We start from the raw sequence: 24181 nt of genomic DNA on the forward strand, positions 1-24181 counted from the left end.
GGTCGAGCCATGAGTGAACCGACGGTCGCGATAGAGCGCGCCGGGCCGGACGACGCCGGTGAGCTGCTGACCGTCCAGCGCGCCGCCTACGTCTCGGAGGCGCAGCTGTACGGCGACCCGTTCATCCCCCCGCTGGTCGAGTCGATCGAGCAGCTCCAGAAGGTGCTCGCGGGGGACGCGGTGGTGCTGAAGGCGGTCCGGGGCACGCGGATGGTCGGGGCCGTCCGCGCGCAGTTCAGCGACCACACGTGCCTGGTGGGGCGGCTGGTCGTCGTCCCGGACATGCAGCGCCGGGGGATCGGCAGGCGGCTTCTCGTCGCGCTGGAGGACGAGGTCGCGGGCCGCGCCGACGCCTGCGTGCTGTTCACGGGCCACCTGAGCGACTCGAACCTGGGCCTGTACCGCAAGCTCGGCTACGCCGAGACGCACCGGGAGCGGGTCGCGGCGCATCTGACGCTCGTCCACATGCGCAAACCCCTCGTCCCGGCGGAGACGGCCTGACGGCTAGGGTGAGCCCGTGCTGAAAGTGGGACTGACCGGCGGGATCGGCTCGGGCAAGAGCGAGGTGTCGGCCCTCCTGCGCGCACGCGGAGCCGTGGTCATCGACGCCGACCGGATCGCCCGCGAGGTGGTGGAGCCGGGCACGCCGGGCCTCGCCGCCGTCGTCGCGGAGTTCGGCGAGGACGTGCTGCTGCCGTCCGGCGGCCTCGACCGGGAGAGGCTCGGCCGGATCGTGTTCGCCGACCCGGAGCGGCTCGCGGCGCTGAACGCGATCGTCCATCCGCTGGTGGGGGAGCGGACGGAGGAGCTGATGGCCGCCGCTCCCGCCGGCGCCGTCGTGGTCTACGACGTGCCGCTCCTCGCGGAGAACGGGCTGGCGTCCATGTACGACGAGGTCGTGGTCGTGGACGCGCCCGAGGAGGTGCGGCTCGACCGGCTGGTGGCGCGGCGCGGCATGACCGAGGAAGACGCCCGCGCCCGGATGGCGAACCAGGCGTCCCCAGAGGAGCGACGCGCCGTAGCGACCCGCCTCATCGACAACTCCGGCACCCTGGACGACCTGAAGAAGCAGGTCGACGCCCTCTGGGAGTCCCTGACCCGCTCCACCTGACCCGCTCCACCTGACCGGTTCCGGATGCGGCGGCCCCCTAGAAGGGGGCGTCCATGGGCAACTGGTGGACTTCGCGTAGGTAGACGTCGAGTTCCCCCGGCTCGAAGCGGCACATGGCGACGGCGTACCAGAACTCGGCGGTCGCGTTGCCCTCCCACTTGTAGCGCCCGTCGGGGGCGAACGCCGCCCAGCCCTCGGCGAGGCCCAGCAGGGTCGCGCGGCGGACGGGGGCGGCGCGGTCGGTGACGTCCCAGAGGATGATGGCGCCGTCGTCCCCGGCGGTGGCGAGGAGGGCGCCGTCCGGGCTGAACGCGGCCGACCAGACGCGGCGCGTGTGCCCGCCGGTGAGGGTGTGCAGGAGACGTCCGCTGGACGGGTCCCAGAGCCGGACGACTGTGTCGTCCCCGGCGCTGGCGAGCAGTTCCCCTGACGGGTGGAACGCGGTGCTCCAGAGGCGGCCGGTATGGCCGGTGAGGGTGTGGAGTGCCTCTCCAGTCGTCGGGTTCCAGAGCCGGACGGTGCCGTCGTTGCTCGCACTGGCGAGAGTCTCCCCGGACGGCGAGAACACCACCCGGTACACGCGGTCGCTGTGGCCGCTTAGGACCGACACCAGTTCCCCTGTGCGCGGGTGCCACAGCCGGACGAGGCCGTCGTCGCACCCGGTGGCGACCAAGGCCCCGGACGGTGCGAAGTCGATGGAGCGGACCCGGCCCTTGTGGTCGGCCAGGTTGACGATCTCGCGTCCGGTCGTCCAGTACCAGAGCCGGACGGAGTCGTCGTCGTTAGCCGTGGCGAGGACGTCTCCGGCGGGCGCGAACGCCTGCGCCCACACGTGGTCGGTCTCCGCGTTGAGTTCGCGTTGGAACTCGCCCGTCCCGGCCTGCCAGAGGTGGACGCCGCCGTCGTTGGTGGCGGTGGCGAGCTGGGAGTGGCGGGTGTTGAACGCGGCGGACGTCAGGTTGTCGGCCACGCCGCGCAGTTCGCGGACCATCCGGCCGGTCCGCGGGTCCCACAGCCGGACGAGGCCGTCGTTGCCGCTGCTGGCGAGGGTGCCGCCGTCCGGGCTGAACGTGACGCCGGTGACGCGGCGGCCGTGCCCGCGCAGGACGACGCGGCACTGCCCGGTCTCGGCGTCCCAGAGCCGCGCCGTCCCGTCGTTGCTGCTGGTGGCGAGCTGGGCGCCGTCCGGGCGGAACGCGAACGGCCACACCGCGCCGCGGTGCCCGGACAGTTCGAGGCGCTGCCGCCCGTTCGCCGGGTCCCACAGGCGGACGGACCCGGCGCTGTCGGCGGTGGCGAGCCTGCTCCCGTCCGGGCTGAACGCGGCCTGGTAGATGCCGCCGCCGTGGCCCGACAGGGTGCGGCGGTGGAGGCCGTCCTCCCAGATGCGGACGGAACCGTCGGTGTCGCCTGTCACGAGGACGTTGCCGTCCTTGTGGTAGGCGATCGCGTAGATGCGCCCGGTGTGCCCGAGGAGCTCCTGCCTGATCTCGCCTGTGCGGATGTCCCAGAGACGGATGACGCCCGCCTGGTCCCCCGCGGCGAGGAGGGAGCCGTCCGGGTGGAACACCGCGCGGAACACCGAGCCGCGGTGTCCGGTGAGTTCGCGTATGAGGGAGCCGGTGGCGAGGTCCCAGACGCGGAGGGTGCCGCCCGCGTCGCCCGTCACCATGAGCGAACCCGCCGGGTCGAACACCGCCGTGAACACGGGCGCGGTGTGCCCGGAGAGTTCGTGCAGTAGCTCGCCGGACACGATGTCCCAGACGCGGATGGTGCCGTCGGCCGCGCCCGCCGCGACGAAGTTCGCGCCGGACGGGGAACGTCCGCCCACGACTACTGGCCAGACCCCTTCCGGGTGGACGGTGAACGTGTGCGAGGTGTGGCCCGTGGCCAAGTCCCACAGCCGGACCGTCCCGTCCGCCGAGCCGCTCGCGAGGATGTTGCCGGGGGAGTCGAACGCGACCGCGTAGGCGCGGTCGGTGTGGCCTTGGAGGGTGCGCAGGGGAGTGCCCGTGATGGCGTCGCACATGAGGACGCCGCCGTCCTCGCTCCCCACGGCGAGGACCGATCCGCCCGGACTGTAGGCGAGCGGCTGGGGCAGGCGGCTCGTCTGGAAGTGGAACCCGTAGGGGACGCCGACCGCGGCGGGGGCGACCTGGATGTCGATGGGGCGGCCCGGCACGATCGCCGCCTCGCGCAGTTCGGGCGCGTCGGCGACGCGCGCGGGCAGGGCGGCGTCGACGAGGGCGGCGCGGGTCCAGTGGCTGCCGTCGACGGTGACGTCGCGCAGGTCGGCGCGGGCGAGCCGGGCCCGCGACAGGTCCGCGCCGCGGAGGTCGGCGCCGGTCAGCTTGGCCTCGTCCAGGCGGGCTCCGGCGAGGGACGCGTCGCGCAGCACGGCCCGCGACAGGTTCGCGCCGACGAGCTGCGCGTCGGTGAGGTCGGCGCCCGTCAGGTCCACTTCCTGGAGGTCGCGGTAGGAGAGGTCCTCGCCCTGGAGCCGTGCGCCGCGCAGATCGGTGCGCGCGGGGGTGCGCAGCCGTGTCGTGATGCGGATCGCGTTGGCGCGCTCGGTGTCGTCCGCGTCGGGGTCGGCGAGGACCCGTGCCGCCCAGTCCTGGCAGGTGCGGGTGTCGGCGAGGTCGCAGAGGAAGTCGACGGTGAGCTGGGTGAGCGCGCGCCTGCCCAGGGCGGACGGGGCCGCGCCGGTGGCGAACTCGTCCGCGATGTGGCGCGCGACGAGCCACTCCATCACCGATGTGTGGATGAACCCGAAGAGGCCCTCGTCGGTGCGGACGAGCAGGCTTCCGGCGCCGACCGCGTGGGTCACCTGGTGCGGCGACATGCGCCCTCCGGTGAGGCCGGTGAGGGTGTCGGCGACGTCCGCCAGCTCGGCGAGGCGCAGGAACTGCTCGTTGCCCTCCCACAGCCGCAGCGCGAGCGTGCCCACGGCGCGCCACATGTCGTCCGCCCGCAGCCCGGACGGCCCGCCCGCCCCGGCGACCCGGTCGGCCTCGTACGCCAGCCAGGACCACAGGATCTCGTGGTAGAGGTCGGCGGGGCTGACCGCGCGGCGGGCCTGCGCGACCGCGCGGAGCCTGTCCTCGGGCAGGTCCGCGATGAACGACAGCATCCGCGGGTTGGACGTCAGGGCCAGCAGCTCCTCGATCCCCGTCAGGAGGCTGAGGCGCGCGTCGGCCGTGTCCTCGTCGCCGTACCGGTTCACCAGGTACGAGCGGACCTGGAGGGGCGAGAACTCTTCCAGACTGAGGACGCGCCGGTGCGGGAGGACGCCGACCTTCTCGCCGAGGGCGGTCAGCACCTGCGCCTGCGACTTGAAGTGCTGCGTCCGGCTCGCCACCACGATCTTCGCCTTGTCCTGGGCGGCCTGGAGCAGAGTGTCGAGATGGTCGGCGGCCTGGTCGTAGGTGACGCGCGTGACCAGCTCGTCGAAGCCGTCGAACAGGAGGACGATGCGCCCCTGCCGCAGCATGTAGTGGAACGCCTTGAGGTCGATCAGCTCCTCGCCGTGGTTGGCCAGGTGTGCGGCGACGAGGCCGTCCACCGAGTGCGCCTTGTCCAGGGCACGCAGCTCGATGAGGATCGGGATGACGTGCGGCAGCTCCTCGGGGATGCGGCGGGCCAGCTCGCGCAGGGCGAACGTCTTGCCGCGTCCGAAGTCGCCCAGCAGCAGCAGGAACCGCCCGTGGTCGGCGGCGAGCAGCCGCAGCATCTCGCCGACGACGTCCTCGTGGACGTCCGTGGCCGAACGGCTCTCCTCACCGGACGGGGTCTCCGCACGGAAACGGTCGAGTTCCCGGTATCGCTGCGGGACGTACAGGGACGTCGGATAAAGGCCCCCGGCGGAGAGACGCCCCGTCTGGGACGTGACGTACTCCGACAGGTCGACCAGCCCCTGGAACTCGGTGAGGCTGCGTACTCGGATGCCGCGCCGTAGCGCGTCGTCGCGGACGGACCGCGCTGGGGCCGGACCCAGGTACACGAGTTCGGACCCGTGGTCGGTGCCGTCGGCGTGGACGTGGCGGACGAACGCGTCCACGTCCTCTTCGGTCACCTGTCCCACGTGGGCACCGATGCGGTACTGGCGGACGAAACCGTCCTCCATGTGGGTGAGGAGCAAGTGCGGTGGGTCGGACCGGCCGTCCTCGCCCGGCGCGGGGACGATCCGCCGGATGGTCGCGCGCTCGAACCGCGTCTCGCACGCCTCGGTCAGCCGGTCGAGCAGTTGCCCGGTCGGGTCGGGGACGGGGTCGACGGATGCGTTCGCCCGCGGGCCCAGCTCCGGCGAGGGCGCAGCGGGCGGCGTCTCGGCGCGAAGCGCGGGGAACGTTCCCTGGGCCTTCGACCATTCGCGTTCGAGGCGCTCTGGGCCGCGTCGTTCCGCGTCCTCTGGGATCCATCGCTCCAGGCCGTCCCGCCGCAGTACGACGGTCTGGTGGCGGCCGGGACCGAGCGTCGGAATCGATGGGACGCCATTGCCGAGCAGCGGAATCGTGCCGTAGTCCGACTCCGTTCCCTGGAAGAACAGGTTGACGTGACCGCCGAGCAGCGTCTCCACGGTCTCGGGGTCGCGCAGGGCTCTGGGCTCACCGGAAACGGGGGCGTGTTCGACCGCCGCCAGGCGCAGCCATCCCTCCTCCTCGAAATGACGCAGCCGTTCGTTGAACCAGGCGGCCTGCGCGCTGCCGACCCGTCCGTACCGGTCGGACTCGCGGTGGGTCTGCGGAAGGGTCGAGTTCAGCCCGGCGACGACGACGCGCAGGTCTGGGATGGGGAAGAGCGTCCACGGCTGGGCGCTGTCGAAGATGAGGGCGTCGATGCCCTGGTAGAACTCCTTGAACAATCCGGCGTAGTGACGCCATTTCGGCCAGTACGGGGGCTGCGGTTCGATGTCGTCTGCCTCGCAACTGGAGAAGTACGCCTGGCATGCCGCGCGCGTGACGTCGTGCGTGCCGGGGACGACGACCACTCGTTGCGCCTCCAGGCCGAGCAGGGCACGCAGGCTCGTGAGGAACGACAGCGCCTCGGCGAACTCCTTGCGGCTGCCCGAATGGGTGAGGTTCCCGGACACGACCAGCAGATCGGGACGCGGCACCCCGGAATCGGCGAGCCGCGTGACGTCGCTCCAGATGCGGTCCTGCAGTTCGACGGCCGTCGTGGGCTCGCCCGGCTCGGCGAGCGTCCGGCCGAACCGGGGCCCGGACACGTGCAGGACGCTGAGCCGCCCGCGCGGCGCGTCGGCGCCGTTCGCGGCCGGGTAGGCGGGCGCGGCCACCGGCGCCCGGCGGACGGGCCGCTCCCCGGTCGGCTCCGGCCGTCCCGACGAGCCCTCTCCGGGCCCCTCAGCGTCCTCCAGGCGGCCGGGCAGCGGGTCGCGGGACCCTGGGAGGGGGCGGCCCGCTCCGGGGAAGCCAGGGCCGTTCTGTGGGCGCGCGTGCCCGGCGAGCGCCTCGCCGATGCGCCGCATCAGCAGGCCGCGCGCCTCGTCCGGGTCGTCAATCCCCACCAGGTCGACGTAGGTGATCGTGGAGAGCAGGCCGTCGATCGGGCAGTCCTCGATGCGGACCGTGACGAGCTTGCGGGACGGGTCGTCCGGGTCGGCCCGCAGCGCCGCCATCCACTCCAGCCGCCCGTACCGCGAGCGCAGGTAGTTGCGGGACAGCACCGCGACCACCGCCTTGGCCTCCGACAAGCCGCGGTCCATGAAGTCGATGAAGTTGGTGCCGGGGACGAAGTCCCACGCCTGCATCATCGTGCGGTGCCCCGCGGCCTCCAGCTGCCAGGCGATCCACGACGCCCACCGCTCGTCCGCGGGCGAATAGCTGATGAAGAAGTCGGTCGGACGCTCCTGCCTGGTCTGGCCGCCGGGGGGTGTCATGCCGCCAGTATCGCGCGGCGCGGCCGGGAGGGCTGCCCGCCGTGCCGCCTATGGGATCATGTCGCGCGTGCCATTCCGGACCGAGACGCTGCGCCGAGCGGCACGCTCCCTGGGCGTCCTCGACTGGATCCGCGTCGGCGTGCTCGTCCTCGGCCTCGTGTTCGTCGCGACCGGCCTGCTGCCCGCCGACACGGCGCGGGCCAGCGTGGGACGGATCGCGCCCCTGCTGCTCTTCCTGTTCAGCGTCATCGTCCTCGCCGAGCTGACCAAGGAGGCGGGCGTCTTCGACGCGATCGCGCAGCGGATGGCGCGGGCCGGACGGGGGAACTACGTCGCGCTGTTCCTGCTCTGCGTCGCGTTCGCGTCGGTCACCACCGTCTTCCTCAACCTGGACACGACTGCGGTACTGCTCACTCCGGTCATGCTCGCGTTGGCTGCGCGCGCGCGGATCGCGACCCTTCCGCTGGCCATGACGACCGTCTGGCTCGCCAACACGGCCAGCCTCCTGCTGCCGGTGTCGAATCTGACCAACCTGCTGGCCGCCGACCGGGTAGCGCTGGAGACTCGCGAGTTCGCGGCCCGTATGTGGGTGCCGCAACTGGCCGTCCTCGCCGTCACCATGGTCCTGTTGTGGGTGTTCTACTGGCGGCGGCGGATGCGCGGCGCGGACGCCTACGACCCGCCGGAGCCCGCGCCCATCCGGGACCGGGTCCTGTTCTCCGCGACCGGGCTCGCCTGCCTGCTCTTCATCGGGGCGATCCTCGCGGGCGTGCACACCGGGATCCAGCTCGGCATCGCCGCGACCATCCCGGCCGTCGTGGCGGTGGGCGTGTTCGCTGTCCGCGACAGGGCCGCCCTAAAGCCGGCACTGATTCCGTGGCAGCTCATGGTGTTCGTCACGGGACTGTTCCTGGTCGTCCCCACGCTGGAGCGGTTCGGGTTGGACGACGCCATGCACGCGCTGGTAGGCGGGGACGACGGCGTCGCGGGGGCGTACAGGGCCGCGTTCTCTGGGGCGGGGCTGTCGAACGTGCTCAACAACCTTCCCGCCTACGTCGCGGGGGAGTCGGCCGTACCGGCGTCGAACAAGGAGCAGCTTCTGTCACTGCTCGTCGGGACGAATGTGGGCCCGGTCATCACGCCGTGGGGGTCCCTCGCCACGCTGCTGTGGTTCGAATGGTGCCGCCGGTGGGACGTCCGCGTCCCCATCCGCAAGTTCGTGCTCACGGGGACGGTACTGGCCGTCGCGGGCTGCGCGGCCACCGTCCCGGCGCTCCTGCTGACCGGCTGACCCGGTGGGGCGCGGGTCGGCGGCCGCGAACTCCGCCGTGGTCTCCAGGAGGCGGTCGAGCAGTTCCGGGCGCGCGGCCACGAAGCCCAGCTCGGACGGCGTCCGGTCGATGCCGAGCTCGTAGGGGCGCCCGTCCAGGCGGCGCAGTTCCGCGCCCGCCTCGGCGGCCAGCAGCGCGCCCGCGGGCAGGTCGACGATTTCGGGGAGGTAGCCGACGATCCCGTCGATGTCGCCTCGGGCGAGCATCGTCCATGCCACGAGCGGCGCCCAGAGCTGGAGCATCCGCGCGCACCGGCTCTCCAGCGCGGTGCGTAGGCCGCATGCCACCCGGTCGGTCGCGGTGACCTGGTGCCCTTGGGTCCACGCCAGGACGGGGTTGTTCTCCCGTCCCGGTCGTGGACGTTCGGCCAGGGTCACCGGGGTTCCCTCCGGGCCCAGGGCGCCCTCGCCGCGAACGGCGGACCACGTCCGTCCTGACACGGGGTCGTGGACGACGCCCAAGACGGGCTCTGCGCGCGCGCACAGCGCCAGGCCCACCGCGTAGACGGGCATGCCGATCGCCACGTTGTTGGTGCCGTCCAGCGGGTCGACGAGCCAGACCATCTCCTCGCCGGGTGCGCCGTCCAGGATCCCCGACTCCTCGGCGATGATGCGGTGACCCGGATACGCCGCGCGGATGCGCCCCAGGATCAGTTCCTCCGCGGCCGTGTCCAGCTCTGTCACGACGTCGCCGCCGGTGCCCTTGGGGCGTATCTCCAGCGGCCCGCCCATACCGGCGCTGAGCAGCGCGCCAGCCGCCTCGGCGGCGTCCACCGCGACCCTGCGGGCGGCGGCGAGATCGACGGTGGGAGCCGGTGACGGGGGTATGGGTCTCATCAGGCTCTGCCTTTCTGGGGGACGACCCCCAGACCCCCGAGGGGGAGGCCCGAAGATCCTCGCTTCGCTGCGGTCATCGGGCCTCTTCGGTCGTCGCGGCGTGGGCGGGAGCCGCGTCGGCGATGCGGCGGGCGGAGCGCCGCAGGGCCGCCGCCATGGCGGCGTCGTCGGAACGTGAACGTCGCACGTGGTGCGAGGGCGTGTCCAGGGGGCCGAGGGACAGGTCGCCGCCGCCGGGCGTCTGCCGCCCCAGCGCGACGGTCGCCGCGTCCGGGCCCTCCTCGATGAGCGTGGTGTGGAAGACGCCCGCGGGAAGCGTGTAGGAATCGCCGGTCCGATGGGTGCTGGACGGGCCGGGGGAGTACTGGACGGCGCGTCCGGTGGCCCTTAACTCGTCCACCTCGCCTTGGCTGACCACCTCGAAGACCTGCTGGACGTCCCCGCCCGCTGGGCCGGGACCCTCCTGGACGTCCATCCGCACGTTCCGGACCGTCCCGTACAGGACGAAACTGAGCAGATCCCAGCTGTGGCAGTGCACGGCGGACGTGGTGAACGGGGCGGGGCCGACCTCGGGCGTCCAGATGTGAAGGCACACCCCGAAGTCGCCGCTTCGCTCCACGGGAAGGCACACGAAACCCAGGGGGTGGCGCATTGCCGGGACGGGGGAGCGCCCCGCGGCGACGTCGTCCAGGACGCCTCCCGCCCAGGCGGGCAGCGTCCGCGGCGCCGTTCCGGCTCTGATCTCCTGGCGGATCTCCTCGTACCTCACTCGGTCACCAGTTCGCGGGAGCGGTTTCGGCAATGGTCTCGGCAGCGGGCTCGGTGGTGGTCTCGGTAGTGGTCTCGGCGGCGGGTTCGGTCTCGTCGCTCACTCGTAGGGGTCTTTGGGGCGCAGCGCCTTACGGATGATCTCGATGACGTCGCGGTCGGTGTAGCCGTGCGCGAGGTCGATCCCGATCACCTCGAACAGCTTGCGGACCTCCTCGACCGTGGGCTCGTCGTCCAGCGGGGCAAGCCGCGCCTGCTCCATGGGGACGCGGCGGGCCTGGTCCAGGCTGGTCTGCAGTTCCGCGCTGACCCAGCTGTAATAGAACTTGTTGTTGTCGATGACCAGCGCCTCACCGCGCGGGTCGTCCCGCGTGACCACGACCCGCGACGACGCCAGGTCGTACCGCAGCGTCGTCATCGTGCGGGACAGGCCGATGTCGATGTCGAGCATGGCGAACCGCTGCTTGTGCCAGCATGCCGCGAGGATCGTGGCGTACGCCTCCTTGCGGGTGCGCTCCAGCGTCCAGGGCTCGCCGGTGGCGTCCGGGCCGTCCGACACGGAGCGGCGGTGACGTGCGTACGCCTCGCAGACCTCCACGTTGGTGGGGTCGAGGATCTCCAGGCGGAACAGGAGCGTGCGCCGCTCCCTGCGCGCCGTCCCGACGCACTCGGGCAGTGTGCGCGCGCGGATGTAGGTTCCGGTGCCGCCCTTGAAGAACCACCGGTCGGTGTCGCGGCGGGCCTCTTCGAGCACGTGCGCCACCTGCGCGCCGCCGATGACCCGGACCACAGTGGTCTCGTCCAGCGCGCGCTTGGTCTCGGACAGCACGTTCTCGAAGCTCTCGATGTGGGTGAGCTTGCCGCTCAGGTCGTCCAGCGTGGACGAGGACGCGCGGAGCGTGTCCCGCACCTCGGCCTCGACGGGGATGCGGCGCCCCCGGTCGCGCAGCACGGACGTCGCGAGCAGGCCGATCACCGCGAGGATCGCGCTGTTGGTGATATCGGTCTCGTTCGGCAGCTTCACCCCGAGGCCGATCACCGCCACGGTGACGGCCAGCACCAGCGCGATCACGGCGTCGGCGTTCTTCGCGAGCCAGTTGGCGAAACGGGTCATGGTCGGCGGCTACCCCGTCCTGTGTCGGCGTCGCCGAGGGCGTTCCGGGGGCGCGCGGGGTGTCGTCCCCCCTTGGAGCACACGATCGGCGCCGTCATCGTAACCACAGGGCCTGGACGGCGGGGAAGCCCCATGGGCAGGGCGATTCGGGTGCCCTCGGAGGCTGCCGCCCATCACCCGCCGGCCCCCGCGGCCTTCCCGACTTGGACGACCGTGGGTGTCGGCGGCCCGCTATAGGCTCGTCCGCATGCGCGTGCGGGGCTGGTGGGCGACGGCATGGCCGACGCGCCGTTCGCGTGCGCTCGACGTGGTCATCGCCGTGTCGCTGGCCGCGGGCGACGGCACGTTCATGTGGTTCGCCGAGCAGAAGTTCTGGCTTCCGCCGCCCGTCGTGGCCGCGTGCAGCGCCTTTCTCGGCCTCGCCGTGGTAACGCGGCGCGTCCACCCGGTCGCCCTCGCCCTGTTCACGCTCGTCTTCGGGACGGTCACCGGCGCGGGCGTCTTCGCCGTGCTGGTCATCATGTACTCGCTCGCCGCCTACACCGCGTCCCGCCCGACGGTGGTGACCATCGCGGTGGCCGGTTACGTCGCCTCGCTCGCGTTCCCCGGGCCCACGGCCGAGAACGGCTCGTTCCTCGCGCAGGCCATGTTCGGCATCGTGTTCGTGACCGTGCCCGTCCTGCTCGGCCTCTACATGAGGGCGCGCAAGCAGCTCGTCATCTCGCTCCAAGAGCGCGCCGCGCGTTTGGAACGTGAACAGCACCTCCTCGCAGAGCGCGCGCGGGGAGAGGAGCGCACCCGCATCGCGCGGGAGATGCACGACGTGGTCGCCAACAGGATCAGCGTCATGGTCGTGCACGCGGGGGCGCTCAAGGCCATCGCCGTTCGCGACCCCGTCCGGGCGGCGGAGACCGCGACCGTCATAGGCGACATGGGGCGGCAGGCGCTGGAGGAGCTCCGCCACGTCATCGGGGTCCTGCGCCAGGGCGAGGAGGCCCTGCCCCAGGAGGCGGTGACGCTGGCGCACGTCCGCGAGCTGGTCGGGCAGTCGGGCGCGGCCGGACTGAAGGTCGAACTGGCGATCCGCGGCGAGGAGCAGCCCATGCCCGCCGCCGTCGGACGGACGGTCTACCGCCTCGTCCAGGAGGCGCTCACCAACGTGCACAAGCACGCCGGGGCCGCCGACACCCGCGTCGGCCTCGCCCTGCTGCCCGAGGCCGTCGAGGTCGAGGTGGCGAACGAGCCGCCCACCGCCCCGCCCGAGCACCGGCTGCCGAGCGGCGGGAACGGCCTGGTCGGGCTGCGCGAGCGGGTCACGGCCCTCGGCGGCAGCTTCGAGGCGGGGCCCCGCGCGGGCGGCTACGCCGTGCGGGCCCGGATCCCGCTGCCCGCGTCCTGACGGCGGGCCGGAAACCGGGTTCCGACCAGCGGGGACGCGGAATGTCGGTGGCCTTGCGTACTGTTGTGACGGCAGGGAGAAAGCCGTACCCAGGGGAGGCGACGATGCGGCCGGTCACTGATCTTCGGCGCCGCGTGGCGCCGTTCGAGGTCGTCACCGAGATGACGCCGTCGGGCGACCAGCCGCAGGCGATAGCCGAGCTCGCCGTCCGCGTCGAGGGCGGCGAGAAGGACTCGGTGCTCCTCGGCGCCACCGGCACCGGCAAGACCGCCACGATCGCGTGGCTGGTCGAGAAGGTCCAGCGGCCCCTGCTGGTCATGCAGCCGAACAAGACCCTCGCCGCGCAGTTCGCCAACGAGCTGCGCGAGATGCTGCCGAACAACGCCGTCGAGTACTTCGTCTCGTACTACGACTACTACCAGCCCGAGGCGTACATCCCGCAGACCGACACCTACATCGAGAAGGACTCCTCGATCAACGACGAGGTCGACCGGCTGCGGCACTCGGCGACCAACTCGCTGCTCACCCGCCGCGACACCGTGGTCGTCGCGTCGGTGTCGTGCATCTACGGCCTCGGCACCCCGCAGGAGTACGTCGACCGCATGGTGCGGCTGCGCGTCGGCCAGGAGATCGAGCGCGACGCCCTGCTCCGGCAGCTCGTCGGCATGCAGTACACGCGCAACGACCTCGCCTTCACCCGCGGGACGTTCCGCGTCCGCGGCGACACGATCGAGATCATCCCGCAGTACGAGGAGCTCGCCGTCCGCATCGAGATGTTCGGCGACGAGATCGAGAAGCTCGCCACCCTGCACCCGCTCACCGGCGAGCTCATCACCGAGGACGAGGAGCTCTACGTCTTCCCCGCGTCCCACTACGTCGCCGGGCCGGAGCGCATGGAGCGGGCCATCGGCGCCATCGAGACCGAGCTGGCGGACGTCCTCGCCGTGATGGAGCGGCAGGGCAAGATGCTCGAGGCGCAGCGCCTGCGGATGCGCACCAGCTACGACATCGAGATGATGCGGCAGGTCGGCACCTGCTCCGGCATCGAGAACTACTCCCGCCACATCGACGGCCGCGGCCCCGGCACCGCCCCGAACACCCTCCTCGACTACTTCCCCGAGGACTTCCTCCTCGTCGTCGACGAGTCGCACCAGACCGTCCCGCAGATCGGCGCGATGTACGAGGGCGACGCGTCCCGCAAGCGGATGCTGGTCGAGCACGGCTTCCGGCTGCCCTCCGCGATGGACAACCGCCCCCTCAAGTGGGAGGAGTTCCTCGACCGCATCGGCCAGACCGTGTACCTGTCCGCGACGCCCGGCACGTACGAGATGAACCGCGTCAAGGGCGACGTCGTCGAGCAGGTCATCCGGCCCACCGGCCTGGTCGACCCGGAGGTCGTGGTCAAGCCGACCAAGGGCCAGATCGACGACCTCATCCACGAGATCCGCGAGCGCACCGAGCGGGACGAGCGCGTCCTCGTCACCACCCTCACCAAGAAGATGGCCGAGGACCTCACCGACTACCTCCTCGAACTCGGCATCCAGGTCCGCTACCTGCACAGCGAGGTCGACACGCTGCGCCGCGTCGAGCTGCTCCGCGAGCTGCGGGCCGGCGAGTACGACGTGCTGGTCGGCATCAACCTGCTCCGCGAGGGCCTCGACCTGCCCGAGGTGTCGCTCGTCGCGATCCTGGACGCCGACAAGGAGGGCTTCCTGCGCTCCGAGACGTCGCTCATCCAGACGATCGGCCGCGCGGCCCGCAACGTGTCCGGCCAGGTGCACATGTACGCCGACACGGTCACTCCGTCGATGGAGCGCGCGATCGACGAGACGAACCGGCGCCGCGCCAAGCAGGTCGCCTACAACGAGGAGCACGGCATCAAGCCGACGGCCCTGCGCAAGCGCATCGCCGACATCCTCGACTCGCTCGCCCGCGAGGACGCCGACACCGAGACGCTGATCGGCGGCGCGGGCCGCCAGCAGAGCCGCGGCAAGGCGCCCGTTCCCGGGCTCGCGTCCCGTACCAGGGAGGTCGGACGGCACGCCGCCGACCTGGTCGGGGAGCGCCCGCGCGAGGAGCTCGAGGGCCTCATCGAGCAGATGACCGCCCAGATGCACCAGGCCGCCGCCGACCTCCAGTTCGAGCTGGCCGCCCGCCTCCGCGACGAGACGAAGGAACTGAAACGCGAACTCCGCGAAATGAAGGAGGCGGGCGTCAAGTGATCGCCCCGCGCGGGGTCAGTTGAAGGTGAGGACCACCCGGTCCTCCACCGGGCGGAAGCCGAGCCGCTGATAGATGGCGTTGCTGGTCGGGTTCGCGAGGTCGGTGAAGAGCACGACGTGCACGGCGCCCGCGTCCTGTGCCTCGCGAGTGATCGCGGCGGTGACGGCGGCGCCGTAGCCGCGGCGGCGGTGCTCCGACGGCGTGTACACGTGCGCGACCCGCGTCATCCCGGCGACGGTCGGCGACCGCCCGGCCATCGCGACGGGACGTCCGTCCTCCTCCCACAGGGTGACGCAGCCCTTGGCGACGCGCCCCTCGACCACGGCCGGGTCGATCGTGGCGTGGCCGCCGTCCCAGCTGAACGCGCCGAACCACGTCAGTACGAGGTCCCAGTCGCCCGCGCCGGCGATACGCGGGGCGCCCGCAGGCGGCGGATCCGGGACGGTCAGCTCGTCCAGCCGGTAGAGCCGCTGCCGCATCGCCACCTCGCTCGCGGCTCCGGCCCTGCTCGTCCATGCCTCGGCGAACGGCCCGGCGACGGCCTGTGGGCAGTTGGTCTCGGAGACGGCGGCGGCACGTTCGGCGAGGGCGTTCGCCAGCTCCCGCGCCGCTCGCTCCGGCATCGCGCTCAGCATCGCCGGGTACGAGCCGGTGCGCAGGAAGGTGGCGGCGACCATCCCGGCGTGCGTCCACCAGCCGAACAGCACGTCACCACGGAGGCCGGGTCCCTGTCCGAGCAGGGTGTCGAGCACGGTGAGCGGCACGGTATGCGCCACGGGATCGCTGCGGAGGAACTCGTCGGTGTGGGTGCGGAACGCGTCCAGGTCGTCAGTCAGCGTCCAAGCCATACCTCAGCATGAACCGGGCCGCACCGCCCTGCACTCGGATTTCCGGCCGGTGAGCTGATCCATGGCTTCTCCGACCGTCGGTTTATCGGGAGGACGACTTTCGGTGGGCGGCCTACGATCATGGGGTGGACGTTGAGGTGCGGGATGCGCGGCCGAACGAGCTGCCGCTCCTGGCGGCGATCGAGAACTCCGGGGACGCGATGTTCGCCGAGATCGGCATCGTGTTCCCGCCGGGTCCGACCGTGGCCGAGCTGGTGATCGACAAGGGCGGGGAGATCCTGGTGGCGGGCGACCCGCCGGTCGGGTTCGCGGTGCTCGGCGAGGTGGACGGCGCCGTCCACCTGGAGCAGATCTCGGTGCGCGGCGACCTGACGGGGCGCGGGATCGGCGTCCGGCTGCTGGACGCGGTCAAGGCCCGCGCCGCCGGACGCGGATCGCCCGGCGTGAGCCTGCTGACGTTCCAGGACGTCCCGTGGAACGCCCCCTGGTACGCCGCGCACGGGTTCGAGGAGCTGCTCGAGGAGCGCTGGGGGCCGGGCATCCGCGCGTACTGGGAGGCGGAGATCGAGGAGGGCCTCCACGTGCTCGGACCCAGGCTCGTCATGTGGGCTCCGACCCCCGCCCGTTAGTGATCTACAACGTAAAGGCGGGAACCCGGATGCCGCCCGGAACGTCTCGCCCATGGACGGTACGAGGAGGATAATGATCAACCCGGGGGCATGGGCGCGGGACCGCTTCGGCGAGCGGGGGCTCGCGCTCCTCCTGCTGGCGGGCCTGCTCGCGCTGGCGGTCGTGCCGCTGGTGGCGCTGCCCGCCACGCGGTGCAAGGTCTTCGGCGCGGGCTGTCCCGGGCCCGAGCCCGAGGTGATCGCCGATCCGGTCGCCGCGAAGCAGGCGCCGACGCCGCTGGAGGCGGCCACGAACGGCGCGTACGTGGCGCTCGGCGACTCCTACTCCGCGGGCGTCGGCGCGGAGGCGACCGTGGCCGACCGCAACCCGCTCAACCGGTGCCACCGGACGTCCAAGGCGTACTACCACGAGGTCTCCCAGGCGTTCCGGTTCGCGCGGGGCAGCGCGTTCTGGGCCTGCTCGGGCGCGACGATCCAGGACTTCCGCGGCGGGCGCGGCGGCGAGCCGTCCCAGCTCGGCCGCCTCGGCGCCGACACGAGCCTGGTCACGCTGAGCATCGGCGGCAACGACGTCGGGTTCGCCAAGGTCCTCGCCGGGTGCGTGGTCAGGCTGCCGTGGAGCAAGAGTTGCACCGGGCAGGGCGAGGACGTCGCCGGCCGCCTGGCCGCGCTCCGGCAGACACTGCCCGGCCTGCTGGACGACATCCGCGCCAGGGCGCCCCGCGCGAGGGTGATCGTGATGGGTTACCCGAAGGCGTTCTCCGAGGTCAACGGGGTGGGCGGGGACAACATCAGCGTGTCCGACCAGCGCTGGTTGAACGCGCGGGCCTACGACCTCGGACGGCTCGTCCAGCAGTCGGCGGCGGAGGCGGACGCGCGGATCGCCGCCCGCCACGGCCAGGGCAGCGTCGAGTACGTCGACGCCTACAGCGCGTTCGCCGGGCACGAGGTGGGCAGCGGCGCCCCGTACATGAACGGCCTGCTGCTGAACCTGTCGGCCCTCGAAGCCGAGCCGCGCAGCTACCACCCGACCGCCGCGGGGCAGCACGCGCTCGCCGAACTGTTCATCGAGCAGGTCAAGAAGGGGCCCGGCCGTCCTCTGACCTAGGGGCCGCGCGCGTGGCGTGCGCGGCGAAGGACGCCTCGACGTCGTCCTGGGTGATCTCGGGGCGCGGGATGCCGAGCGGGCCGTCGGCGGCGAGCGCGGTCACGAAGATCGCGATCTGCCGCTCGGCCGCCAGCGGCCGGTTCGGGCCGTGCGCCAGGGCCTGGGTGACGAGGGCGGAGAAGACGATGACGTCGGTGGCGTTGACGTCCGTGCGGACGGTGCCGTCCGTCCGGCCGCGCGCGAGGAAGGCGTCCAGCAGCCGGTAGATCGTCCGGCGGGCGCGGACGGCCTCGGGGCTCGTCAGCGGCGGCGCCCCGCGCAGCGGCAGGACGAGTTGGTCGCCGACGGCGAGGCAGCGCGCGAGGTAGTCGGCGATGGCGTCGCGTCCCGTCCGGTCCTGGGCGTCGATCTCCTCCAGGATGCCGACGAGCAGGTCGTAGGCGCGGTGTTCGAGATCGTGCAGGAGGGCTTGGCGGTCCGGGTACCTGCGGTAGAGGGTGCCGACGCCGACGCCCGCCTCGGCGGCGATGGCGGCGAGCGGGACGTTGCGGCCGTCCCGGAGCATCGCGGTGACGGCGGCGGCGAGGAGCCGTTCGCGGTTGGCCCCCGCGTCCCGCCGGGGACGGCGCGTCCGGCGAGGAGCGGCCTCCTCGTGCGCTGGTGGTTCGTTCGTCCTGGCCACGCATGCCTTCCTCGGGGCGAGTTTCCGGATCAACCGTAATCGCGCCGCACACCCCTGAGCGTTCCCCGGGGAATCAACCGCGCGCTGGCCACGTTAAGCGGACGAAATATTCCGCTAAGGAGAAGTCGTCATGAGCATTCCGTACCTGGCCCAGGCAGGGGAGCAGCAGAAGCTCGAATGGCTGGACGGCGGCACGTTCGCCGTCCTGCTGGACGCGGCCGCGACGGACGGGCAGGTGACCGTCGGACGCTTCGACGTCTCCAAGGGGGAGGCGCCGCCGTTCCACATGCACACCCGCGAGGACGAGATCTTCCTCCTGATCGAGGGCAGCGCGCTGCTGTGGGTGGGAGACGAGGAGATGGAACTGTCCGAGGGCGGCATCGGGTACCTGCCGCGGAACATTCCGCACGGCTACCGGATCACGTCCGACCACGCCGACCTGCTGATGATCGCCACGCCGGGCGGGATCGAGGGCATGTTCCGGCAGGCCGGGCGCGACCGGTCGGCGCCGCGTCCGGACGGGTTCGAGATCGCGCCGGAGGTGCTCGCCGCCGCGGCCGACGCCTACGGCCAGGTCGTCGTCGGCCCGGCGCGCTGACCCGCGCGGCCGGGATCAGCGCGGGAGGGCGCGTTCCACGGCGAGCGCCACCAGGTCGTGGACGTCCTCGTCGGAGAACACGCCCGGCAGGGTGAGGTGTTCGACGATGAGCCAGTTCAGCGCCAGGTAGAGCAGGCGCACCGAGGTGGCGTCGCCGGGGAGGCCGGAGGCGAGGTGCTGGGCGACGTTGGTGTCGACGTCCGCGCGGACGCGTTCGGTCAGGACGGCGCGCAGGTCGGGACGCCGGGTCGCCTCCAGCCGCAGTTCGAGCAGCGCGAGGTAGCCGGTGCGGAACTCGGAGATCCGGCCGACCGTCTCGCGCAGCACCTCGACGACCTTGGCGAGGTCGCGCGGCCCGGTGGACATCCCGGCGAGGGTGCGGGCGTCCGGCTGGAGCCGCTCGTAGATCCGGCCGCCCGCCTGGGTGAGCAGGTCGTCCCGGTTGGCGAAGTAGTTGGACGCGGTGCCGACCGGCACGCCCGCCTCGGCGTCGACCGCGCGGAACGTCAGCCCGCGCGCGCCCTCCCTGGCGAGCACCTCGATGGCGGCGTCGACGAGGGCGGTCCGCCGCTCGGTGTTACGGCGCATGTTGACACCACTCCATCCGTAGTACTAAGTTCAAACCACTTCAGTCAGAGTACTACGAACGGAGTGTTAATACATGCGAAAGCTCGTCTACTACATCGGTGTCAGTATCGATGGCTACATCGCCGGTCCCGGCGGCGAGATCGACCTCTACCCGCTGGGGCAGGACATGGCGGCGTGGATCAACGAGCGGTACCCGGAGACCATCCCCACCCACGTCCGCGGGCAGGTCGGCTTGGAGGACGCCCCGAACAGGCGGTTCGACACGCTGGTGATGGGGCTCGGCACCTACCGACCCGCGCTCGACATCGGTGTGACCAGCCCTTACGCGCACATCCGGCAGTACGTCGCGTCCACGTCCCTGGACGAGATCGCCGACCCGTCCGTGGAGTTGGTCAGGGACGGGCTCTCCGTCGTCCGCGAACTGAAGGCCGAGGACGGCGACAAGGACGTCTGGCTCTGCGGCGGCGGCGGGCTCGCGGCGGCCGTCCTCTCCGAGATCGACGAGCTGATCGTCAAGAGCTATCCGGTGGTGGCGGGGGACGGGGTCCCCGCGTTCGCGGGCGGGTTCCGGCCGACGCTGTTCGAGCCGACCGCACGGGAGTCGTTCGGCAACGGCGCCCAGGTGACCTGGTTCACGCGCGCTTCGTAGGCTGGAGGACGGCACACCCGCCGATGGGGGACCCGATGACCGTCACCATGGCGCTCGCCGGGGACACCATGCTCGGCCGCGGCGTGGCGGATCGGATCGCCGCGTCCGGCCCGCACGGGCTGTTCTCCGGCGGCGTGCGCGAGGCGTTCGCGGACGCCGACCTCGCGCTCGTGAACCTGGAATGCTGCGTGTCCGACCGCGGACGGCGCTGGGACGCGCCCGGCAAGCCGTTCCATTTCCGCGCGCCCCCGGTCGCCGCCGACGCCCTCGCGGACCTCGGCGTCGACTGCGTGAACCTCGCCAACAACCACGCCCTCGACTACGGGACGGACGCCCTCACCGACACGCTCGACCATCTCCGGCGAGCCGGTGTCTCGGCGGTCGGCGCTGGTCAGAGCGTCGCGGAGGCGCGGGAGTGCGCCGTCCTCGAAGCCGGGGGAGTGAAGATCGCGGTGCTGGGCGTCACCGACCACCCGTCCGACTTCGCGGCCGGTGAGGGGCGGCCGGGCGTCGCGTACGCCGACCTGATGAAGGGCGTGCCGGGGCATCTGCTGGAGCAGATCCGGCGGCTGCGGGCGGAGAACGACGCCGTGATCGTGCTCCCGCACTGGGGGCCGAACATGACGGGGGAGCCGCTGCGCTACGTCCGGCGGGCCGCCGAGGAGTTCGTGGACGCGGGCGCGACGCTCGTCGCGGGCAGCTCCGCGCACGTCTTCCACGGCGTGGACGTGCCCGTGCTGTTCGACATGGGCGACTTCATCGACGACTACGCCGTGGACGAGACGCTCCGCAACGACCTCGGCTTGCTGTTCGTCGTCACACTGGATGAAGCGCGGCCGTCCCGGATCGAGGCGGTGCCGCTGCGCCTCGACCTCGCGAGCACGCGCCTCGCCGACGACGCCGACCGCCGCTGGATCGGGGAGCGCTTCACCCGCGCCTGCGCCGCGCTCGGCACGGACGTCGAGACCCGCGACGACCGGCTGGTCATCGACGTCGCCGCCTGACTCAGAGCGGGTCGCCGAGGGGGCCGTGCTCGTCGACCAGGGCGTCCGCCCAGTGGGCGGCGAAGTCGGGCTGGGTGCCGTCCACGTCGGTGAACCCGTACTCCTTGTAGAGGCTCCAGGTGGCGAGGGCCCGTCCGGTTTTACGTATGACGTCCGGGTCGGCGGCGAGGTGCGCGACGGCGCGTCCGAGGTAGGCGGGGGTCTCGGAGTACGCGAAGTGCGGGTCCTGGGCGATCGCGTCGCGCCAGGTGGCCTCGGTGACCCCGAAGTGGTCCAGGACGGCCTCCGAGCGCAGGAACCCGGGCGTGATCGCCACGGCCGCGACCCCGTGCGGCCGCAGCTCCGCCGCCTGCGCGAAGGCCAGCCTGATCACCGTCGACTTCGCCAGGTCGTAGAAGAACGAGCCTCGGTAGCGGGCCGTGTTGCCGTCGGTCACCTCCACGACCAGGCCGCGCCCGCGGGCGACCAGCAGCGGCAGCACGAACCTGCTGGTGATCACGTGGGTCTCCACCGCCTGGCGCAACAGCCGCAGGCCGCTGTCGAGGTCCTGCTCCCACAGCGGGTGCTCCCAGTCGGTCAGCGGATCGCCGCCCCACACCGAGTCGACCAGGACGTCGAGCCGCCCGTCCTGCTCGGCGGCGATCCGGTCCGCGAGCGCGCGGACCTCGTCCGGCCTGCTGTGATCGACCTGAACGGCGATCCCCGCGCCGCCCGCCTCGGTGACCATGCTCGCGGTCTCCTCGATGGTCTCCGGACGATCGAGCCCGGAGCCCCCGGAGCCGCTGCTGCGGCCCGTCACGTAGACGGTCGCCCCGGCGGCGCCGAGCTGGACGGCGATGCCCCGCCCGCCGCCCCGGGTGCCCCCGGCGACGAGGGCGACGTGTCCGGTCAGGTCCGGCATGGTTCCTCCTTCACGGGACATGCGGTGACAGGGCGGCGTCCAACTCGCGGCCGAGGCGTTCGGCGAGCGTGCCCTCCCGATCGAGGGCCCACGTCAGCCCGGCCCCCGCGAGAACGGCCTGAACGGTTTCGGCGAGCGCCTTCGCGCCCGTCCCCGGACGGAGTTCGCCCGCCTCAGCCGCCTCGCTGAGGAGCGACTCGATCAGCCGCCCGTTCGCCCGGTGGACGGCCAACGCGCGCTCATGGAACTCGGGATCTGTGAGGTCCAGGCACAGGAAGGCCAGGTGGTTCGCGTACCGCTCCGGCGTCGCCATCTCCGACATCGACTCGACCGCGAACGCTCGCAGCGCCGCCAGCGCCGAGCTCTCCCGGTCGTGCCGCGACGTCTCCGTCTCCCGGACGGACTGATCCGCCAGCGCGAGCAGCAATCCCCGCTTGGACCCGAACCGCTGGACGAGCGTCCCCGGCACGACCCCCGCCTCCTCCGCCACCGCGGCGAGCGTGAGCCTCGCGGGGCCGACCCGTCCGATCACCTCGACCGCCGCCCGCAGGATCGCCGCGTCGTCGACCAGTCGCGGCCGTCCTGCCATCGCGTCCCTCCATTAATAAATGTACAGTCATTTATTAAATCACACGTCGAGGAAGGCCGCGAGTCGTCACCGCGGCGCGGCCGGTGTCACACCCATCTGCTGGCGGTCCTCAGCGGCGGCCCCGACGGTCCCGCCGACATGCCCGCGATCGATGCCGCCGCGTACCCGGCGCTGGCCGCCTCGCGCCGCTCCAGGCCGACTTCGGCTCCGCGGCGGAGTTCGATCGACTGCTCGCCGCCGTGCTGAGCGGGATCCGGGATCGGGCCGCGGGGCAGGAGCCCCACTAGGGCGCGTCCTGCCGCGCGCACCGGGCCGGTCTCGGCGTGGAGAGCGCGACGGGACGGACGGTCAGCCCGTCTTGGTGATGGCGTTGAGGCGTTCGACGGCGGCGGCGAAGTCGTCCACCATGTCGTAGACGACCTGGCGGGCGGGTCGGACGGTGTTCATGAGGCCGACGCACTGCCCGACGAAGTAGTTCGCGAGCTCCCGCGCGCCCGGGTTGCCGGACTCGGCGGCCTTCGTGATCTGCCGCATCGCGCCCTCGGCGACGATCATCTGGAGCGGCATGCCGAGCGGTCCGGGTCCGGCGGGGCCGTCCCACTCGTCCGTCCAGGCGGAGCGGAGCTGGCGGGCGGGCTTGCCGGTGCGGGACCGCGACCTGACCGTGTCCCGGGACGTCGCGGCCAGCATCTTCGCCTTCACCGCAGGGGACGTCTCGGCCTCCTCGGTGGTGAGCCACACCGACCCGCACCACACGCCGGACGCGCCGAGCGCCAGCGCGGCGGCCATCTGCCGCCCGGTGGCGATCCCGCCCGCCGCAAGCACGGGGAGCGGGGCGACCGTGTCGACGACCTCGGGGACGAGCACCATCGTGGAGATCTCGCCGGTGTGCCCGCCCGCCTCGCCGCCCTGCGCGACGATCAGGTCCACGCCCGCGTCGACCTGGCGGCGGGCGTGCTCCGGCGTTCCGACCAGCGCGGCGACGGGGACGCCGCGCTCGCGCGCCATCTCGGCCATCAGCGGGGGAGGGGTGCCGAGCGCGCCCGCGATGAGGCCGACCTGGTGGGCGAGCGACACCTCGATCAGCTCGGTCGCGCCCGCCGCGGTGACCCGCGCGCCGCCGCGCGCCTCGGCCCGCCGGGCCCGCTCGAAGTCGGGGAGCGGGACGTCGTACCTGGCGAACAGTTCGGCGAGGAACGTCCAGTGCTCGTCGGGGATCGCGGCGAGCATCGCGTCCAGCCCGCCGCGGCCCTCCGCCGACTCGTCGATCTTCCCGGGGACGAGGACGTCCACGCCGTAGGGGCGTCCGCCGACGTGGTCGTCGATCCAGCGCAGTTCCTCGTCGAGCCGTTCGGGGGAGTGGGCGACGGCCCCGAGGACGCCGAACCCGCCCGCGTTGGTCACGGCGGCGACGACGTCCCGGCAGTGGCTGAAGGCGAACAGCGGGAACTCGATGCCGAACCGGCGGCAGACCTCGGTGTCCATGCGCCGACGCTAACGGCCCGAACGGCATTCGGTCCAGGGGTGGTCACACCGTGCGGAAGAGGACGTAGGACTCGCCCTCGTCCGGGTGGCCGAACGCCGCGCGCAGCGGGAGGCCCTCGCGCAGGTCGGCGCGGTCGACGCCGTCCAGGCGGGCGTGCAGCCACGGCCCCTCCGCCAGCTCGACCAGCGCCAGCACGACGGGCGGGTCCCTGGGGAGGATCGTCCAGGTCACGAGGGTGGCGTCGCCGCTCGCCTCGGCCCAGGCGAGGTCCTCCTCGCCGCAGCCGGGGCAGGCGGGCGCGTCCGGCGCGAACCAGCGGTCGCACGCCGCGCACCGCCGGACGACGAGCCGCCCGGCGGCGGCGCCGTCGAAGAACGGGTCGGTGCGGCCGTCGCGCCGCAGGATGCCGATCTCCACG

General features: G+C 72.3%; 21 protein-coding genes and 1 pseudogene. 10 read left to right on the forward strand and 12 right to left on the reverse strand.

What is annotated here, in order from left to right; all coding sequences use genetic code 11:
• Positions 1-9: 9 nt before the first annotated feature.
• Positions 10-501 (forward strand): GNAT family N-acetyltransferase, encoded by a 492-nt coding sequence (locus FXF65_RS29310; protein WP_148353273.1) that lies wholly within the window; start codon positions 10-12, stop codon positions 499-501.
• A gap of 16 nt (positions 502-517) precedes the next feature.
• Entirely contained in the window at positions 518-1111 is a 594-nt protein-coding gene (gene coaE / locus FXF65_RS29315; RefSeq protein WP_148353274.1) for a dephospho-CoA kinase, read from the forward strand.
• A 37-nt stretch (positions 1112-1148) separates the two neighbouring features.
• Here the strand turns inward: coaE and FXF65_RS29320 are convergent, their stop codons facing one another.
• Positions 1149-7010: a WD40 domain-containing protein gene (locus FXF65_RS29320; RefSeq protein WP_148353275.1), complete on the reverse strand. Its 5862-nt coding sequence runs from the start codon at positions 7008-7010 to the stop codon at positions 1149-1151.
• Between the two features lie 58 nt (positions 7011-7068).
• On the opposite strand from FXF65_RS29320, the gene FXF65_RS29325 reads away from it, so the two are divergent.
• The gene (locus FXF65_RS29325; protein ID WP_148353276.1) at positions 7069-8301 is read left to right on the forward strand and encodes an ArsB/NhaD family transporter; all 1233 of its coding nucleotides are present in this window, start codon (positions 7069-7071) and stop codon (positions 8299-8301) included.
• Positions 8302-8352: 51 nt separating this feature from the next.
• Here FXF65_RS29325 and FXF65_RS29330 read toward each other — a convergent pair.
• The 3 genes and pseudogenes from FXF65_RS29330 to FXF65_RS29340 all read right to left on the reverse strand — a co-directional run.
• Positions 8353-9177: pseudogene (locus FXF65_RS29330) on the reverse strand (inositol monophosphatase family protein); the annotation flags it as partial.
• A gap of 73 nt (positions 9178-9250) precedes the next feature.
• Positions 9251-9946, reverse strand: coding sequence for a hypothetical protein (locus tag FXF65_RS29335; RefSeq protein WP_187412543.1), 696 nt, complete (start codon positions 9944-9946; stop codon positions 9251-9253).
• 99 nt (positions 9947-10045) lie between these two features.
• Positions 10046-11059 carry a hypothetical protein gene (locus FXF65_RS29340; RefSeq protein WP_148353277.1) on the reverse strand — a complete coding sequence of 338 codons (1014 nt, stop codon included), beginning with the start codon at positions 11057-11059 and terminating at the stop codon, positions 10046-10048.
• A 247-nt stretch (positions 11060-11306) separates the two neighbouring features.
• On the opposite strand from FXF65_RS29340, the gene FXF65_RS29345 reads away from it, so the two are divergent.
• Positions 11307-12458, forward strand: coding sequence for a sensor histidine kinase (locus FXF65_RS29345; RefSeq protein WP_148353278.1), 1152 nt, complete (start codon positions 11307-11309; stop codon positions 12456-12458).
• 104 nt (positions 12459-12562) lie between these two features.
• On the forward strand, positions 12563-14680 hold the full coding sequence (gene uvrB / locus FXF65_RS29350) for an excinuclease ABC subunit UvrB (protein ID WP_148353279.1): 2118 nt from the start codon (positions 12563-12565) through the stop codon (positions 14678-14680).
• 15 nt (positions 14681-14695) lie between these two features.
• Here the strand turns inward: uvrB and FXF65_RS45495 are convergent, their stop codons facing one another.
• Positions 14696-15529, reverse strand: a complete 834-nt coding sequence (locus FXF65_RS45495; RefSeq protein WP_148353280.1) for a GNAT family N-acetyltransferase — start codon at positions 15527-15529, stop codon at positions 14696-14698.
• 125 nt (positions 15530-15654) lie between these two features.
• Between FXF65_RS45495 and FXF65_RS29360 the strand changes: the two genes are divergently transcribed.
• Together FXF65_RS29360 and FXF65_RS29365 are read left to right on the forward strand one after the other, a co-directional pair.
• On the forward strand, positions 15655-16158 hold the full coding sequence (locus FXF65_RS29360) for a GNAT family N-acetyltransferase (RefSeq protein ID WP_246199190.1): 504 nt from the start codon (positions 15655-15657) through the stop codon (positions 16156-16158).
• Positions 16159-16231: 73 nt separating this feature from the next.
• Positions 16232-17266, forward strand: coding sequence for an SGNH/GDSL hydrolase family protein (locus tag FXF65_RS29365; protein WP_148353281.1), 1035 nt, complete (start codon positions 16232-16234; stop codon positions 17264-17266).
• On the opposite strand, the gene FXF65_RS29370 is transcribed toward FXF65_RS29365, so the two are convergent.
• Positions 17235-17948 (reverse strand): TetR/AcrR family transcriptional regulator, encoded by a 714-nt coding sequence (locus tag FXF65_RS29370; RefSeq protein ID WP_148353282.1) that lies wholly within the window; start codon positions 17946-17948, stop codon positions 17235-17237. The two genes, FXF65_RS29365 and FXF65_RS29370, sit on opposite strands and share 32 nt — an antisense overlap.
• Before the next feature lie 130 nt (positions 17949-18078).
• Between FXF65_RS29370 and FXF65_RS29375 the strand changes: the two genes are divergently transcribed.
• Positions 18079-18546: a cupin domain-containing protein gene (locus FXF65_RS29375; RefSeq protein WP_148353283.1), complete on the forward strand. Its 468-nt coding sequence runs from the start codon at positions 18079-18081 to the stop codon at positions 18544-18546.
• Between the two features lie 15 nt (positions 18547-18561).
• On the opposite strand, the gene FXF65_RS29380 is transcribed toward FXF65_RS29375, so the two are convergent.
• Positions 18562-19134, reverse strand: coding sequence for a TetR/AcrR family transcriptional regulator (locus FXF65_RS29380; RefSeq protein ID WP_148353284.1), 573 nt, complete (start codon positions 19132-19134; stop codon positions 18562-18564).
• Positions 19135-19207: 73 nt separating this feature from the next.
• On the opposite strand from FXF65_RS29380, the gene FXF65_RS29385 reads away from it, so the two are divergent.
• A complete protein-coding gene (locus FXF65_RS29385) occupies positions 19208-19783 on the forward strand; it encodes a dihydrofolate reductase family protein (RefSeq protein WP_148353285.1) in 576 nt (191 codons plus the stop codon).
• A gap of 35 nt (positions 19784-19818) precedes the next feature.
• Positions 19819-20787 (forward strand): CapA family protein, encoded by a 969-nt coding sequence (locus tag FXF65_RS29390; protein WP_148353286.1) that lies wholly within the window; start codon positions 19819-19821, stop codon positions 20785-20787.
• Between the two features lies 1 nt (position 20788).
• Here FXF65_RS29390 and FXF65_RS29395 read toward each other — a convergent pair whose 3' ends face one another.
• The 5 genes from FXF65_RS29395 to FXF65_RS29415 all read right to left on the reverse strand — a co-directional run bounded on the left by FXF65_RS29395 (position 20789) and on the right by FXF65_RS29415 (position 24180).
• Positions 20789-21688, reverse strand: coding sequence for an SDR family oxidoreductase (locus FXF65_RS29395; RefSeq protein WP_187412544.1), 900 nt, complete (start codon positions 21686-21688; stop codon positions 20789-20791).
• Between the two features lie 10 nt (positions 21689-21698).
• The gene (locus tag FXF65_RS29400) at positions 21699-22277 is read right to left on the reverse strand and encodes a TetR/AcrR family transcriptional regulator (RefSeq protein ID WP_148353288.1); all 579 of its coding nucleotides are present in this window, start codon (positions 22275-22277) and stop codon (positions 21699-21701) included.
• Between the two features lie 86 nt (positions 22278-22363).
• Positions 22364-22561 (reverse strand): hypothetical protein, encoded by a 198-nt coding sequence (locus FXF65_RS43995; protein WP_187412545.1) that lies wholly within the window; start codon positions 22559-22561, stop codon positions 22364-22366.
• Between the two features lie 64 nt (positions 22562-22625).
• Entirely contained in the window at positions 22626-23762 is a 1137-nt protein-coding gene (locus tag FXF65_RS29410; RefSeq protein ID WP_148353289.1) for an NAD(P)H-dependent flavin oxidoreductase, read from the reverse strand.
• Between the two features lie 43 nt (positions 23763-23805).
• A complete protein-coding gene (locus FXF65_RS29415) occupies positions 23806-24180 on the reverse strand; it encodes a Zn-ribbon domain-containing OB-fold protein (protein WP_148353290.1) in 375 nt (124 codons plus the stop codon).
• Between the last annotated feature and the right edge of the window lies 1 nt (position 24181).

Source organism: Actinomadura syzygii, assembly GCF_008085905.1.
Classification (GTDB): domain Bacteria; phylum Actinomycetota; class Actinomycetes; order Streptosporangiales; family Streptosporangiaceae; genus Spirillospora; species Spirillospora syzygii.

Excerpts from the sequence above, each read along its gene's own strand:
- FXF65_RS29365 (WP_148353281.1), top strand. The coding sequence starts at position 16,232 with ATGATCAACCCGGGGGCATGGGCGCGGGACCGCTTCGGCGAGCGGGGG.
- FXF65_RS29380 (WP_148353284.1), bottom strand. The coding sequence starts at position 19,134 with ATGCGCCGTAACACCGAGCGGCGGACCGCCCTCGTCGACGCCGCCATC.
- uvrB (WP_148353279.1), top strand. The coding sequence starts at position 12,563 with ATGCGGCCGGTCACTGATCTTCGGCGCCGCGTGGCGCCGTTCGAGGTC.
- FXF65_RS29390 (WP_148353286.1), top strand. The coding sequence starts at position 19,819 with ATGACCGTCACCATGGCGCTCGCCGGGGACACCATGCTCGGCCGCGGC.
- FXF65_RS29385 (WP_148353285.1), top strand. The coding sequence starts at position 19,208 with ATGCGAAAGCTCGTCTACTACATCGGTGTCAGTATCGATGGCTACATC.
- FXF65_RS29340 (WP_148353277.1), bottom strand. The coding sequence starts at position 11,059 with ATGACCCGTTTCGCCAACTGGCTCGCGAAGAACGCCGACGCCGTGATC.
- FXF65_RS29400 (WP_148353288.1), bottom strand. The coding sequence starts at position 22,277 with ATGGCAGGACGGCCGCGACTGGTCGACGACGCGGCGATCCTGCGGGCG.
- FXF65_RS29375 (WP_148353283.1), top strand. The coding sequence starts at position 18,079 with ATGAGCATTCCGTACCTGGCCCAGGCAGGGGAGCAGCAGAAGCTCGAA.
- FXF65_RS45495 (WP_148353280.1), bottom strand. The coding sequence starts at position 15,529 with ATGGCTTGGACGCTGACTGACGACCTGGACGCGTTCCGCACCCACACC.
- FXF65_RS29310 (WP_148353273.1), top strand. The coding sequence starts at position 10 with ATGAGTGAACCGACGGTCGCGATAGAGCGCGCCGGGCCGGACGACGCC.
- FXF65_RS29325 (WP_148353276.1), top strand. The coding sequence starts at position 7,069 with ATGTCGCGCGTGCCATTCCGGACCGAGACGCTGCGCCGAGCGGCACGC.
- FXF65_RS29345 (WP_148353278.1), top strand. The coding sequence starts at position 11,307 with ATGCGCGTGCGGGGCTGGTGGGCGACGGCATGGCCGACGCGCCGTTCG.
- FXF65_RS29410 (WP_148353289.1), bottom strand. The coding sequence starts at position 23,762 with ATGGACACCGAGGTCTGCCGCCGGTTCGGCATCGAGTTCCCGCTGTTC.
- FXF65_RS29395 (WP_187412544.1), bottom strand. The coding sequence starts at position 21,688 with ATGCCGGACCTGACCGGACACGTCGCCCTCGTCGCCGGGGGCACCCGG.
- FXF65_RS29320 (WP_148353275.1), bottom strand. The coding sequence starts at position 7,010 with ATGACACCCCCCGGCGGCCAGACCAGGCAGGAGCGTCCGACCGACTTC.